The sequence below is a fragment of the Rhodospirillales bacterium genome (genome assembly GCA_016699855.1).
Classification (GTDB): domain Bacteria; phylum Pseudomonadota; class Alphaproteobacteria; order Reyranellales; family Reyranellaceae.
Genome location: CP064988.1, coordinates 1833487 through 1847914 on the forward strand (window position 1 = coordinate 1833487; position 14428 = coordinate 1847914).

Annotated in this window: 10 protein-coding genes and 1 pseudogene; 6 read left to right on the plus strand and 5 right to left on the minus strand. The window is 73.2% G+C overall.

Annotation, left to right across the window (positions count from 1 at the left end; genetic code table 11):
• The first annotated feature begins 15 nt into the window (after window positions 1–15).
• Complete coding sequence (locus tag IPK81_08585; protein QQS14210.1) at window positions 16–1311, plus strand: bifunctional folylpolyglutamate synthase/dihydrofolate synthase; 1296 nt, start codon at window positions 16–18, stop codon at window positions 1309–1311.
• Window positions 1312–1595: 284 nt separating this feature from the next.
• On the opposite strand, the pseudogene IPK81_08590 reads toward IPK81_08585, so the two are convergent.
• From IPK81_08590 to IPK81_08600, 3 genes and pseudogenes are all read right to left on the minus strand, one after another.
• Window positions 1596–3312: pseudogene (locus IPK81_08590) on the minus strand (DUF853 family protein).
• Window positions 3313–3398: 86 nt separating this feature from the next.
• Window positions 3399–4274, minus strand: a complete 876-nt coding sequence (locus IPK81_08595) for an amidohydrolase family protein (GenBank protein ID QQS14211.1) — start codon at window positions 4272–4274, stop codon at window positions 3399–3401.
• Window positions 4275–4311: 37 nt separating this feature from the next.
• Window positions 4312–5232: a glutathione S-transferase family protein gene (locus tag IPK81_08600; GenBank protein ID QQS14212.1), complete on the minus strand. Its 921-nt coding sequence runs from the start codon at window positions 5230–5232 to the stop codon at window positions 4312–4314.
• 120 nt (window positions 5233–5352) lie between these two features.
• Here IPK81_08600 and IPK81_08605 point away from each other — a divergent pair, with 120 nt between their 5' ends.
• Complete coding sequence (locus IPK81_08605; protein QQS14213.1) at window positions 5353–6120, plus strand: SDR family oxidoreductase; 768 nt, start codon at window positions 5353–5355, stop codon at window positions 6118–6120.
• A gap of 12 nt (window positions 6121–6132) precedes the next feature.
• On the opposite strand, the gene IPK81_08610 is transcribed toward IPK81_08605, so the two are convergent.
• Window positions 6133–8076, minus strand: a complete 1944-nt coding sequence (locus tag IPK81_08610) for a CpaF family protein (GenBank protein QQS14214.1) — start codon at window positions 8074–8076, stop codon at window positions 6133–6135.
• Window positions 8077–8373: 297 nt separating this feature from the next.
• Between IPK81_08610 and IPK81_08615 the strand changes: the two genes are divergently transcribed.
• The 3 genes from IPK81_08615 to IPK81_08625 all read left to right on the plus strand — a co-directional run bounded on the left by IPK81_08615 (window position 8374) and on the right by IPK81_08625 (window position 10492).
• A complete protein-coding gene (locus IPK81_08615; protein QQS14215.1) occupies window positions 8374–9315 on the plus strand; it encodes an energy transducer TonB in 942 nt (313 codons plus the stop codon).
• A gap of 107 nt (window positions 9316–9422) precedes the next feature.
• Window positions 9423–9959 carry a peptidylprolyl isomerase gene (locus IPK81_08620; GenBank protein ID QQS15019.1) on the plus strand — a complete coding sequence of 179 codons (537 nt, stop codon included), beginning with the start codon at window positions 9423–9425 and terminating at the stop codon, window positions 9957–9959.
• A 44-nt stretch (window positions 9960–10003) separates the two neighbouring features.
• Window positions 10004–10492 carry a DUF3429 domain-containing protein gene (locus IPK81_08625; protein QQS14216.1) on the plus strand — a complete coding sequence of 163 codons (489 nt, stop codon included), beginning with the start codon at window positions 10004–10006 and terminating at the stop codon, window positions 10490–10492.
• Window positions 10493–10505: 13 nt separating this feature from the next.
• Here IPK81_08625 and IPK81_08630 read toward each other — a convergent pair whose 3' ends face one another.
• Complete coding sequence (locus tag IPK81_08630; protein ID QQS14217.1) at window positions 10506–10880, minus strand: nuclear transport factor 2 family protein; 375 nt, start codon at window positions 10878–10880, stop codon at window positions 10506–10508.
• Window positions 10881–11024: 144 nt separating this feature from the next.
• Here IPK81_08630 and IPK81_08635 point away from each other — a divergent pair, with 144 nt between their 5' ends.
• Window positions 11025–14387: a transglutaminase family protein gene (locus IPK81_08635; GenBank protein QQS14218.1), complete on the plus strand. Its 3363-nt coding sequence runs from the start codon at window positions 11025–11027 to the stop codon at window positions 14385–14387.
• Window positions 14388–14428 lie beyond the last annotated feature (41 nt).

Below are 14428 nucleotides of genomic sequence, written 5' to 3' on the forward strand. Positions count from 1 at the left end.
CGCGAGGGCCCCGCCATGGCCACGGACGCGATCCTCGAACGGCTGATGCGGCTGCATCCGCGCGTGATCGACCTGGAGCTGGGCCGCACGCGCGCGCTTCTCGACGCGCTCGGCAATCCCGAGCGGAACGTGCCGCCGGTCGTCCACGTCGCCGGCACCAACGGCAAGGGATCTCTGGTCGCCTACGTCCGCGCCATGGCCGAGGCGGCCGGGCTGAGCGTCCACGTCTTCACCTCGCCGCATCTCGTGCGTTTCCACGAGCGCGTCCGGCTCGCCGGCCGGCTGATCGACGAGGAGGAGCTGGCGATCACGCTGGAGATCTGCGAGCGGGCCAATTCCGGCGCGCCGATCACCTTCTTCGAGATCACCACCGCCGCGGCGCTGCTGGCCTTCGCGCGCCATCCCGCCGACCTGCTGCTGCTCGAGGTCGGGCTCGGCGGGCGGTTCGACGCCACCAACGTCGTCGACCGCTCCATCGTCACCGCCGTCACGCCGATCGGCTACGACCACACGCAATTTCTGGGCGACACGCTTGCGGCGATCGCCGGCGAGAAGGCGGGGATCTTCCGCCGCGGCGTGCCCGCCGTGGTCGGTCGCCAGCGGCCGGAGCCGGCTGGGGTGTTCGAGGAGGAGGCCGGCAAGCTGGACGCGCCGCTGTACCGCATGGGCGCGGAGTGGCGGGTCGAGCCGCGCGACGACGGCTTCCGCTACGAGAGCGCGTCGCTGGCGCTCGACCTGCCGCCGCCGCGGCTGGTCGGCGCGCACCAGATCGACAACGCCGGCACCGCCGTCGCCGTCGTCGAGCGCCTGCGCGCGGCGGGCTTCGCGATCGGCGACGACGCGATCCGCGCCGGGCTGCGCTCGGTGGAATGGCCGGCGCGGCTCCAGAGGCTCGCGCGCGGCCCGCTGGTCGACGCCCTGCCGCCGGGCTGCGAGCTGTGGCTCGACGGCGGCCACAACGAGGATTGCGGCATCGCGCTCGCCGCCCAGGCGCGCGCCTGGGCGCGCGAGCCGGCGGCGCTGCCGCTGCATCTCGTGTTCGGCATGCTGACGACCAAGGACGCCGGCGGCTTCCTGCGGCCGCTGGCCCGCCACGCCACCGACGCGCGCGCCGTGCCGATCCCCGGCCACGCGGCCTATTCGCCGGAGCAGGCCTGCGTCATCGCCGCCGATGTCGGCCTCGCCTGCCTGCCGGCGCCGACGGTGCCCGACGCGGTCGAGGATCTGATCGCCTCGCAGGTCGCGCCGTTCCGCATCCTCGTCTGCGGCTCGCTCTACCTCGCCGGCGCCGTCCTCGAACGCCACGGCTGACGCGCCCGCGAGCGACGCACGCTCCCTCTCCGCCCGCTTGCGGGGGGAAAGGGAAGGGGCCCACGCGAAGCATGGAACGCCGTATCGGCGAAGCCGATACGGCGGGGGCGGGGCGGGTCGCCGTGGCGTCGTCGATGCTGGATACGAGCGCACGTCGCTTCTCCAGTCGACGTCGCGACCGATACGACGACCACCTCACCATCCCATCGCTGCGCGATGGGCCCCACCCTCTCCCCCGCTGCGCGGCGGAGAGGGGGAAGGACGCGGTCGCATCGGGCGGCGCGCTACTTCAGCAGGCTGCCCAGCACGCCGCGGACCAGCGAGCCGGCGATGCCGCCGCCGCCGCGACCGCCGCCGAACACCGCCTTGGTCATCTCGCGCACGGCGACGTTCGTGACCGTGCGCGCGGCGGTCTTCTTGACCGTGTCCATGACGCTGTCGCTGCGCCGTCCCGCCGGCGCGCGCGGCGCCGGCGCGGGCGCCTCCTCGGGTGGCATGGCACGCTTCAGGCGCGGCTGCGCGCGCGGCGCGGCCTCCTCCTGTGGCGGTGGCGGCGCGTAGCCGCCGCCGGCGGGCTCGCCCCAGCGCGGCTCCTGCTGCTGCGGCGGCGCGCCCCAGGCGCCGCCCGGAGCCGGCGGCGGCGGCGGCGCGCCGTACTGGCCGCGGCGGCGCGGCGCTTCGGGCGGCGGCGGCGCCGCCGAATCCCGCACCTGGCCGGCGCCGGCGCGGCCCATCAGCACCTCGTACGCCGATTCGCGGTCGACCATGCGCTCGTACTTGCCGGCGATCGGGCTGCCCTGGATCGCGGCCTTGCGCTCGGCGTCGCTCGCCGGCCCGATGCGCGACTGCGGCGGCGCCACGAGGCAGCGCTCGACCGGCGTCGGCGTGCCCTTGGCGTCGAGGAACGACACCAGCGCCTCGCCGACGCCGAGTTCGACGATCGCCACGGCGGCGTCGAACTTCTTGTTCGGCCGGAAGGTCTGCGCCGCCGTCTTCACCGCCTTCTGGTCCTTCGGCGTGAAGGCGCGCAGCGCGTGCTGGACGCGGTTGCCGAGCTGTCCGAGCACGGATTCCGGCACGTCGAGCGGATTCTGCGAGATGAAGTAGACGCCGACGCCCTTGGAGCGGATCAGCCGCACCACCTGCTCGATCTTGTCGAGCAGCGCCTTGGGCGCGTCGTCGAACAGCAGGTGCGCCTCGTCGAAGAAGAACACGAATTTCGGCCGGTCGGCGTCGCCGACCTCGGGCATCACCTCGAACAGCTCCGACAGCATCCACAGCAGGAAAGTCGCGTACAGGCGCGGGGCTGTTCATCAGTTTGTCGGCGGCGAGGATGTTGACGCAGCCCGTACCGTTGGCGTCGCGCCGGATCATGTCGCGCAGGTCGAGCGCCGGCTCGCCGAAGAACGCCTCGCCGCCCTGCTGCGAGAGCACCAGGAGCTGGCGCTGGATCGCGCCGACGGTGGCCTTCGACACGTTGCCGTACTCGGTGGTGAGCTGGCCGGCGTTCTCGCCGCACCACTGCAGCATCGAGGTCAGGTCCTTGAAGTCGAGCAGCATCAGCCCCTGCTCGTCGGCGATCCTGAAGACGATGTTGAGCACGCCCTCCTGGGTGTCGTTGAGGTCGAGCAGGCGCGACAGCAGCAGCGGCCCCATCTCAGACACCGTCGTGCGGATCGGATGGCCCTTCTCGCCGAACAAACCCCAGAACAGCACCGGGAAGGGTCGGCCGGCGTAGCCGTCGATGCCGAGCAGCTTGGCCCTCTCCAGCGCGCGCGGATTGTCGCCGCCCTTCTGCGACATGCCCGACAGGTCGCCCTTCACGTCGGCCATGAACACCGGCACGCCGTAGGCCGCGAAACCCTCGGCCAGCGTCTGCAGCGACACCGTCTTGCCGGTGCCGGTGGCGCCGGCGATCAGGCCGTGGCGGTTGCCGTACTTGCAGAGCAGGAACTGGTCGGTGTCGCCCGCGCCGACGAAGATCGAAAGGTCATCGCTCATCTTGCCGTCCCCGACGTCCGTTTGGGCCCGATGGCCACGCGTCAGTAAAGCACGGGCGCCGCCCGGCGCGCCATCGACCGCGCCGGTCACGGCGCCGGCGGAAAGCCGTAGAGCGACCGCGGATTGTCGACGAGGATGCGCCGGCGCGTCGCCGCGTCCTCGATCCATTCCGGGATCAGGTCGACCAGGTCGCCGTCGTTCGGCATGCCGCGGCCGTCCATGTTCACGTGCGGCCAGTCCGTGCCCCACACCAGCCGCTCGGGCGCGTGCGCCACCAACGCGCGCGCGACCGGCGTCGCCGCGGCGTAGGGATGGTCGCCCGGCACGCAGCGCATCGGACCGGACAGCTTCACCCACACCCGGCCGGTGTCGAGCATCCGCAGCACCGCCTTGAACGCGGGCTGGTCGACGCCGCCAGCGCCGCGGACGCTGGCGAGATGGTCGAGGACGATCGTGTTCGGCAGCGCCAGCAGCGCGCCGGCGAAATTCTCGATCCCTCCGTCATGGGCGTAGAACTGCACGTGCCAGCCATGCGCGTGGACCTTCGCCGCGAGGTCGGCGGAGATCGTCGGCGTGGCGCCGCCGCGCGACGTGCTTTGGAACCGCACGCCGCGCACACCAAGCCGCGTCGCGCCGGCGAGCGCGTCGTCGCCGACGTCTTCGCGTACCAGCGCCACGCCGCGGAAGCGGTCGGGGAAGCGCTGCAACGTGTCGAGCAGATGGCGCATGTCCGGGCCGTAGGCGCCGGCGCTGACGATCACGGCGCCGGAGACGCCGAGCGTGTCCTGCAACGCGATGTTGGTCTCCGGCAGCGCGTCGCGCGAGGCGTAGAACGCCTGCGGGTCGAACGGATACCGCTCCACCGGACCGAACAGGTGGATGTGGCTGTCGATCGTCCCTGGCGGACACCGGAACCGCGGCGTCCGCGGATCCGGATCGGGCGGCTGCGTCAGTCGCACCATGGCGTCGCTCCCGGCGCGCGGTCGGCCGTGACCTCCGCTACGCCGGCGCCACGATGTAGCCGGCGCGCGGGAAGTGCACGACCACCGTGCCGGTCCGCTCGTGCGCGCGGCGCACCGCGATCTCGGTGGCGTTGAGCGTCACCAGCTCGCCCGACACCGGCACCTTGCCGGTGTCGTCCGGCGTCACCGTCACCGCCGCGCCTGCCGCCAGGCCGCGGGGATCGGCCGGATCCACGCCGGCGGGGGTCTCGGGTTCGGCCGCCTTCGCCACGTCGAGCGCCTCCGCGGACGACATCTCGACCGGCGCGCCGTGGCCGAAGCGCGCCATCCGGCCGGCCCAGGCGCCGACCCGCGGCAACCCGTCCAGCGGCGAGGCGTTCTCCCCCAGACGCGCGCGCATGAACCACACCGGATTGTAGACCGCGACGTCGGCCAGCGACGGTTGGCCGCCGAGCAGAAAAGCGCGGCCGTCCGACAGCATGGTCTCGACATGCGTCAGCCCGGCGTAGACCTGGTCGCGCGCCATCGGCTGCGCGGATTTGAGGAAGCCCGCGTCGAAGGATCGGCCGGAGAACTCGCTCCGGTCCTTCTTGAACGCCTCGGGCATCTTGTCGCCGAGTTCGCCCATGACGACGCCGACGGCGGCCCAGAACAGCGTGCGGTCGGCCCAGAACGACAGCGCCTCGGCGACGCCCTCGTGCCCGGCCGGCGTCAGCGGCAGCGCCGGGAACCGGCTCTGCAGCGCGCGCGCGATGATCTGGGTGTCGCAATAGACGTCGGCGCCGATCTGGAGCACGGGCGTCTTGCGGTAGCCGCCGGTCAGCGGCATCAGGTCCGGCTTGGGCATGACGTTGGGGATCGTGACCGAGCGCCACGGGAGCCCCTTCAAGCCGAGGATCACGCGGACCTTCTCGGCGTAGGGCGACGTCGGATAGTGGTGCAGGATGATGTCGGGCATGGTGGAACCTCCGGTGGCGGGCGACGCTATCCGTTCTTCAGCGCCAAGGCGAGCGCCGGCGCCGCATTGACCCCGCCGGCGGCAAAGCGTTCTATCGACGGATCATCCGGAGACGCAGACATGGCCACCGCCGCACCGCCCGCCTCGACCGGCGGCAACGCCAAGACCCTCGTGCTGACCGGCGCCAGCCGCGGCATCGGGCACGCGACGGTCAAGCGCTTCGGCGCCGCCGGCTGGCGCATCATCACGGTCTCGCGGCAGCCGTTCAGCGCGCTGTGCCCGTGGCCGGGCGGCGGCGAGAACCACGTCCAGCTCGACCTCGCCGATCCGGTCGACCTCGGCCGCGGCATCGAGCAGATCAAGTCGCGGCTGCGCGGCGGCCGGCTCGACGCGCTGGTCAACAACGCCGCGATCTCGCCCAAGGGCGACGGCGGCTCGCGGCTGGGCGCGCTCGACACGCCGTTCGACCTGTGGCGCCAGGTGTTCAACGTCAACTTCTTCGCGCCGGTGGCGCTGGCGCGCGGCCTGATCGAGGAGCTCGGCAACGCCCGCGGCTGCGTCGTCAACGTGACGTCGATCGCCGGCTCGCGCGTGCATCCCTTCGCCGGCTCGGCCTACGCCACGTCGAAGGCGGCGCTGGCGACGCTGACGCGCGAGATGGCGCACGATTTCGGGCCGCGCGGCATCCGCGTCAACGCGATCGCGCCGGGCGAGATCGACACCGCGATCCTGTCGCCCGGCACCGAGCGGATCGTCGCCGAGCAGATCCCGATGCGCCGGCTGGGCACGACGGATGAAGTCGCCGACGTGATCCATTTCCTGTGCGAGGGCGGCAGCTCCTACGTCACCGGCGCCGAGATCCAGATCAACGGCGGCCAGCACGTCTGAGCCGGCGGCGCGTCACAGCGCGTCGAGCAGCGCCTTCTCGAAGCCGGCGCGCGCCGCCCGCGCGATGAAGCGCGGCCGCAGACCGGTCGACGCGAAGCGGCCCGACGCGCGGTCGTCGGCGCCGGCGGCCGGCGGCTCGTAGAAGAACAGGTCGCGGCCGGAATCGTCGGGCGCCAGCTCCGCGAGATGCGTCACGCGCCGGACGCCGTCGCGCCGCGTCTCGAGCTGCACCAGCAGGTCGAAGCCCGCGCCGAGCCCGCCGGCGACCGCCGCCCGCGGCGAGGTCGCGTCGACGGTCGCGGCGATCCCCTCGACGCCGCGTCCGGCGGCCTCGGCCAGCGCGGCGAGCTGGGCGGCCGGCGCGTCGTCGACCAGCAGATGGTCGGCGCGCAGGCGCAGCGCGGCGGCCACGGCGGCGGCGAACGCCGCCTCGCCGCCGGCCCCGAGCAGGCCCACGACGTGCGGACGGTCCAGCCGCAGCGACGGCGCCCGCTCCACCGTCACGACGCGGTCGTCGGCCGCGGCGGCGCGCCCGAGCGCCGCCAGCATCGCGGTGCGGCCGGTGCCGGCGCCGCCGGCCACCAGCACGTTGAGCCGGCTGCGCACCGCGACGCGCAGGACCGTGGCCATCTGGGTCGACAGCGCGCCCTCCGCCACCAGCGATTCCAGCGTCGTGGCGACGTCGCGCGCGCGGCGCAGCACCAGCAGCGGCTCGCCGCTCGACATCGGCGGCACGACGATGGTCGCGCGCGCGCCGTCGGGCTGCGCGCAGTCGATGAACGGCGACGCCGGGCCGGCCGGCGCGACGCCGGCGCGGCGCGCCAGGCGTTCCAGCACGCCCTCGAGCTGGGCGGCGTCGCGGAACGCCGCCGATGTGGGCTCGAGCCGGCCGCGGCGCTCGACGAACACCGAACGGACGCCGTTGACGAGCACGGCGCCGACGGCCTCGTCGCGCCACAGCGCGTCGATCGGCCCGAGACCGAACAACTCGTCGAACGCCAGCCGGTCGAGCCGGTCGCGGTCCTCGGAATCGACCGCCACCGCGGCCTCGACCAGCGCCGCGTCGATCGCGCCGCGCAACCACACCAGAACGTCGCGACGCGGCGCCGGCAACGGCGGCGCGTCGCCGCGGCGCGCCAGCAACGCCGGCGCGATCGCCGCCATCGCCGCGTCGACCGACACCACGGTCGCGCCGCGCCGCGGACGTGGCGGCGGCTCGGAGGGCGCCATCCGCGGCGGCATGGCCGGCGGCGGTTCGGGCGGGGGTGGGACCGGGGCCCGCGGCGGTGCCGTCAGCGCGGACTCTGGCGGCGCGGGTGGCGGCGCGATGGGTGGTGCAGGTGGCGGACGGGGCGTCGCGGGCGGCGCCGCGGTCCGCTCCTCCGCCGCGGGCGCGCGCGGCGACGGCGTCGCTTCGAGATCGCCGGCGCCCGACACCGGCTCGGCGCGCGACACCAGCGGCGACGGAATGGCGGGCACGACCGCGACGGCCGGCGGTTCGAGCGGCTCGCCGCTCCACGCCGGCGCCGGCTGCGACGGCGCCGCCGCCGGGCCGTCGAACGCCACGAGTCCGCCGGGTTCGGCTGGCGCCACCGGCGTGGCCGCCGGCGGCGCGCCCGCGCGGAGCGTCGGCCAGCCACGCTGGCAATTGTCGAGCAGTTCGACGACGACGCGCCGCAGCTCGTAGCTCGTCAACGTCACGCCGCGCGTGCGGAAGTAGCTATGGACCAGCTCGCCCAGCTTGTAGGCGATGTCGCCCGCCGACGGCCCGCTGCGCAGCGCCTCCTCGACCGGTTGCCTCAGATCCGCGAACAGACTCGCCCAGACGCGGCCGACCAGCGTGCCGCGCGCGTCGCCGCGGGCCTGCGGAAAGATCGTCGCGTAGCCGCCATCCGAGGTGTCGGCCGGCCCGGTGGTATCGTCGCTGGAATCGAGGGGCACACCGTCGGCGCGCATGCATATACCGTGGACTAAGGACTAGAGAGCATCGCGTGCAATATCGGCGCACCATAGCTTGGACGCCCCGGCGCCGGCATTGAAAAACACTGAGAAAGCCTTATTTCATGGGCATTACTTTGATTCACCGCCGGACACCGTCGTTTACGGATGAACGCTGATATGCGACATTAGACGCATGAAGAGGCGCCGCCTTTCACGCGTCGCGCAATCGTTTGAGCGACGCATCTGAACCACGATCTCACCTTCGCCCCGATCGCGTCGTGGCGCGACGCGGACCCGCGCGCGACGCCCGTCGTGGCGCGCACACCAGTCCGGCGCCAAGTCGGCAGCGTCGCGGCCGCGATCGCGCTCCATGCCGCGATCATCGCGGCACTGACGCTGTCGACGTACGCGCGGCGTCCCGAACCGCGACTCGAGGAGATCGCGCTGGTCGACGCGGTGCCGCCGGCGCCGGCACCGCCACCCGTCGCGGCGTCGAAGCAGGAACCCAAGCCCGAGCCGAAGCCCGAACGGCAGCCGGAGCCAGCCGCCGAGCGCCTCCCGACGCCGGTGCCGCCACCGCCACCGGAAGCCTCGACCCCGTCTGAACCGAAACCGCCGGGCCCCGCCGAGGCGCAGCCCTCCGAGGCGTCCCCCGCACCGGCGCCGCCGACGCCAACGCCACCACCCGAACCGTCATCCGCCGAAGCGCCGCCCGCGACGGCCGCGCCGCCGGCGCCGACCATCCCCGCGCCGCCACCACCCGAGCCGCCGCCGCCGGTCACCGAGATGCCCCCGCCGCCTGTCGCGCGCGCGCCGTCGCCGATCCTCGACCGCGGCTTCTCGTTGCGGCCCGACGAGCCGCCGGTGTCGGCCGCCGAGATCAACGGCCCGTCCATCCTGTTCCGGCCACCACCGGCGCCGGCGCGGACGGGCGCTGCGGCCGCACGCCCGGCGGCGGCGCGTCTCGCGACCCTGGTGGTGACGCCCGCCGGCGGCGGGCCGGCGCGCACCCCGTATCCGGAGGAGGCGCGCCGCAACGGCGAGCAGGGCGACGTGCTGGTCGAGGTCGAGATCGACGCCTCCGGCGCCGTCCGCGACGCACGCGTGCGTCGCTCGAGCGGCCACGCGAGACTCGACGCCGCCGCGCTCAGGTCCGGCGCCGCGCTGCGGTTCCGCCCGCCGCGGCCGCCCGAGGGCGCGCGTCTCGTCGGCACGGTCCTGGTCGAGGTGCCGTTCAGTTTCAGGCTGCCGTGAGGGGCCCACCGGACGGCGCCGCCCGCGCTTGCGCCGTGCGGCCGGTTCGGCCATGTTCCGCGCCTCGCAACCATCGCCACGCGGGGAAACGCATGCGCACGATCACGATGTTGATGGCCGTCGTCGCCCTTTTCACGGCGAGCGCGCAGGCCGTCGCGCAGACCCGGCCGGGAGTCCCCATGGACAAGGAAAACACCCTCTACATCGACCTGAAGGACGGCCGCGTCGTCATCCAGATGCGCCCCGACCTCGCGCCCGGCCACGTGGCGCAGATCAAGAAGCACGCGCGCGACGGCAAGTACGACGGCGTCGTGTTCCACCGCGTGATCGACGGCTTCATGGCCCAGACCGGCGATCCGACGGGCACCGGTTCGGGCGGTATCGGCGAGCCGCTCAAGGCGGAGTTCTCGAAGGAGCCGCACGTGCGCGGCACCCTGTCGATGGCGCGCACCAACGATCCCAACAGCGCACGCAGCCAGTTCTTCATCTGCTTCGGCGACGCCGGCTTCCTCGACGGCAAGTACACCGTGTGGGGCAAGGTGATTTCCGGCATGGAGTTCGTCGACAAGATCAAGCGCGGCGAGCCGCCCTCGAATCCCGACAAGATGCTGAAGGTACGCGTCGCCGCCGACGTGAAGGACTAGCGCCCGTCCGCGGGGCCCGCGCCGGCGGACGCGGCCGCGCCGCGATGGCCGGGTCGAAGCGACCGGCGACCGCGCCGACGAACGCGCCCGCGGCGTCGACGCGGTCGATCCCGCGGCTGGCCCTGGCGCTGGGAGTCCTCGGCACAGCGCCGTTCGCGCTGGCGGCCGGCGCGGTGCTGTGGGCGCCGCAGCCGTGGCCGCTATTCGCGTTCAGCGCGCTGATCGGGTACGGGACGTGCGTGCTGTCGTTCCTCGGCGCGGTGCACTGGGGCCTGGCGATGCGCGATCCGGCGCCGCGGCCGTCGCAGTTCCTGATCGGCGCGGCGGCGCCGCTGACGGCGTGGCTGTCGCTGGCGTTCGGCTCGGCGGTCGCCGTCCTCGGACTGGCGACGGGTTTCCTGGCGATGCTCGCCTACGACATCGCCGCCGCGCGCCGCGGCGCCGCGCCGGCGTGGTATCCGCGCCTGCGCTGGCCGCTCACCGGAATCGCCCTGCTCTGCCTCGTGACGCCGGCCGCCGCCGGCGTCCGGTGACGCGCCGCCGCCGTCACCTCGTGACGGTGTGGAACGCCTTGGCGATGACCTTCCATTGGCCGTCGAGCTTCAGCAGCGTCAAATAATCGGTGAAGTAGCGCGGCGGAATCTGGCATTCGACCTTGGCGAAGGCGGTGGCCGGCCCGCTGAAATCGATCGACACGATGCGGTCGCGGCGCTCGTCGCCCTTGGACTTCGCCGACGGCCGGCTCTCGATCATCTTGAACCACTCCGCGCGCGGCAGATCCGCGGCGGCGCCGTCGGCCCCGACGCTGTAGAGATGCGACGCTGGATGGAACGCCTCGCCCAGCTTTTTCGTGTCGCCCTCGTAGAGACCGTCGAAATAGATCCGCAATGTCCGCTCGACAGCGGCGATCTCCGACTGCATATCCGCCTCCAGAAAAGACCCGATGGCGAAAAATAGAGCACATCGCCGCCGGGGCCGCCACCGCGCGGGTGGTCGACATGGCGCGCGGATTGCTTGATCAAATTCGAGGCACGCCCGATCGCGCGGGCGCCCGAAAGGCCCGTCATGAGTATCCACGTCGCCCTGACCCACCGCACCAGCTACACCTATGACCGGCTGGTCGAGCTCGGTCCGCAGACCGTCCGCCTGCGGCCGGCGCCCCATTGCCGCACCCCGATCCTGTCCTATTCGCTGCGCGTCGAGCCCTCGCCCCATTTCATCAACTGGCAGCAGGACCCCCAGGGCAACCATCTGGCGCGGCTGGTATTCCCCGAGAAAGCGGGGAAATTCTCGGTCAGCGTCGACCTGGTCGCCGACATGGCGGTCATCAATCCGTTCGATTTCTTCCTCGACACCGACGCCGAGACGTATCCGTTCGCCTACGACCCCGGCCTGTCGGAGGATCTGGCGCCGTTCCGCAAGACGACCGCGCCGGGTCCGCTGCTGGCGGCCTGGCTGGCCAAGGTCGACCGCGGCGGGGCGCCGCGCACGATCGACTTCCTGGTCGGGCTGAACCAGCGGCTGCAGAAGGAGATCGGCTACGTCATCCGGCTCGAACCCGGCGTGCAGACCTTCGAGGAGACGCTGGGCGTCGCCAAGGGATCATGCCGCGACACGTCGTGGCTGCTGGTCAACATCCTGCGCCATCTCGGCTTCGCGGCGCGCTTCGTGTCGGGATACCTGATCCAGTTGCGGCCCGACGAGAAACCCCTCGACGGTCCGGAAGGGCCGACCAGCGACTTCACCGACCTGCACGCATGGTGCGAGGTGTACCTGCCCGGCGCGGGATGGATCGGATTCGATCCGACGTCGGGCCTGATGGCCGGCGAGGGCCACATTCCCCTGGCCTGCACGCCTGAGCCGCAGAGCGCGGCGCCGGTCGAGGGGCTGGTCGGCAAGGCCGAGGTCGAGTTCTCGTTCGCCATGTCGGTGACCCGCGTGCGCGAGACGCCGCGCACCACGCTGCCCTACGCCGACGCGACGTGGGACGACATGCTGGCGCTCGGCGACGAGGTCGAGCGCGACCTGGTGGACGGCGACGCGCGGCTGACCATGGGCGGCGAGCCGACCTTCGTGTCGATCGACGACATGGACGGCGCGGCGTGGAACACCGAGGCGCTGGGCGCCGACAAGCGGCGCCTCGCCGGACGTCTGTTCCGCCGCCTGGCGGCGCGCTTCGCGACCAGCCCGCTGCTGCACTACGGCCAGGGCAAGTGGTATCCGGGCGAGCAGCTGCCGCGCTGGGCTCTGGGCTGCCACTGGCGCCGCGACGGCGAGCCGATCTGGCGCGACGCCGGACTCTACGCCCAGGAGGAGAAGCCGGCGGGCGCGACCGTCGAGGACGCGGCGCGATTCGCGCACGCGCTGTGCGAGCGGCTGCGCATCGACCCTGCCTATCTGATCCCGGCGTTCGAGGACACCTGGTACTACCTGTGGCGTGAGCGCCGGCTGCCGGTGAACGTCGATCCGTCGGCGTCCAAGGTGAAGGACGAGATGGAACGCGCGCGTCTGGCGCGCATCTTCGAGCAGGGTCTGGAGAGCGTCGTCGGCCACGTGCTGCCGATCACGCGCGACCGCTTCAACGGCCGGCGCTGGCGGTCGGGGCCTTGGTTCCTGCGGCCGGAGAAGCTGTATCTCGCGCCCGGCGATTCACCCATCGGCTTCCGCCTGCCGCTCGACTCGCTGCCGTGGGCGGCGCCGGGCGACATGCCCGCGGCGCTCGAGATGGACGCGATGGCGCCGCGCGAGCCGCTGCCGCCGTTCGACGCGTTCCGCGCCTCGGCCGCGACGCGCATGCTGAGCGCCACCTCCGCCGCCGGCGCGCCGGCGGCCCCCGGCGACGGCGCCGCCGACATCTGGCGCGACGCGCTGCGGCCCGACTCGGCGTCCGCGCCGCCGCCGCCGCGCGGCCAGTCGGCGGCGCGCACCGTCCGCACCGCGATCGCCTTCGAGCCGCGCGACGGGCATCTCCACGTGTTCATGCCGCCGGCGGAGACCGCCGAGGACTATCTCGACCTCGTCGCCGCGGTCGAGGACGCCGCCCGCGCGAGCGGCCAGCCGGTCTTCATCGAGGGCTATCCGCCGCCGTTCGATCCGCGGCTGCGCCATTTCTCGGTGACGCCCGATCCCGGCGTCATCGAGGTCAACATCCACCCCTCGGAGACGTGGCGCGACCTGGTGGCGACCACCGAGGCGGTCTACGCCGAGGCGCGCGAGACCCGGCTCGGGGCGCAGAAATTCATGCTCGACGGGCGCCACACTGGCACCGGCGGCGGCAACCACGTCACCGTCGGCGCCGCGAGCCCGGCCGACTCGCCGTTGCTGCGGCGGCCCGACCTGCTCAAGAGCCTGATCGGCTACTGGCACAACCATCCCTCGCTCTCCTACCTGTTCTCGGGCCTGTTCATCGGCCCGACCAGCCAGCACCCGCGCGTCGACGAGGCGCGCAACGACTCGCTGTTCGAGCTGGAGATCGCGTTCCGCCAGATCTCGGCCGGCGGCGCGGCGCCGCCGTGGCTGGTCGACCGCGTGTTCCGCAACCTGCTGGTCGACGTCACCGGCAACACGCACCGCGCCGAGTTCTGCATCGACAAGCTGTTCTCGCCGGACAGCGCGTCGGGCCGCCGCGGCCTGCTCGAGCTGCGCGCCTTCGAGATGCCGCCGCACGTGCGCATGAGCGTGGCGCAGCTCCTGCTGCTGCGTGGCCTGATCGCGAGGTTCTGGCGCGAGCCGTACGAGCGGCCGCTGACGCGCTGGGGCACGCGCCTGCACGACGATTTCATGCTGCCGCACTTCGTCTGGCAGGACTTCACCGAGGTGGTCGACGACCTGCGCGCCGGCGGCCGCGGCTTCGACGCCGCGTGGTACCTGCCGCACTACGAGTTCCGCTTCCCCGAGATCGGCGCCATCGCCCACCGCGGCGTCGAGCTCGAGCTGCGCCACGCGCTGGAGCCATGGCACGTCCTCGGCGAGGAAGGCGGCGCCGGCGGCACGGTGCGCTACGTCGATTCGTCGCTCGAGCGGCTGCAGGTGAAGGTCGCGGGCCTCAACGACGCGCGCCACGTGGTCGCCTGCAACGGCCGCGCGCTGCCGCTGCGCGCCACCGGCGTGCCGGGCGAGCACGTCGCCGGCGTGCGCTTCCGCGCCTGGCAGCCGCCCACCGGCCTGCACCCGACGATCGGCGTGCACGCGCCGCTGGTGTTCGACATCCACGACACGTGGACCGGCCGCTCGATCGGCGGCTGCACCTACCACGTCGTGCATCCCGGCGGCCGCAGCCACGACCGCTTCCCGGTCAACGCCAACGAGGCCGAGGCGCGCCGCCGCGTGCGCTTCGCGCCGGTCGGCCACAGCCAGGGCGCGGCCGCGCCGCCCCTGCCCCTGGCCAACCCCGAACACCCCGTCACCCTGGATCTGCGGCGCGCCTGAGCCCGGCGGCGGTGGACCCGGGGCGGCCGGCGTGCGAACGT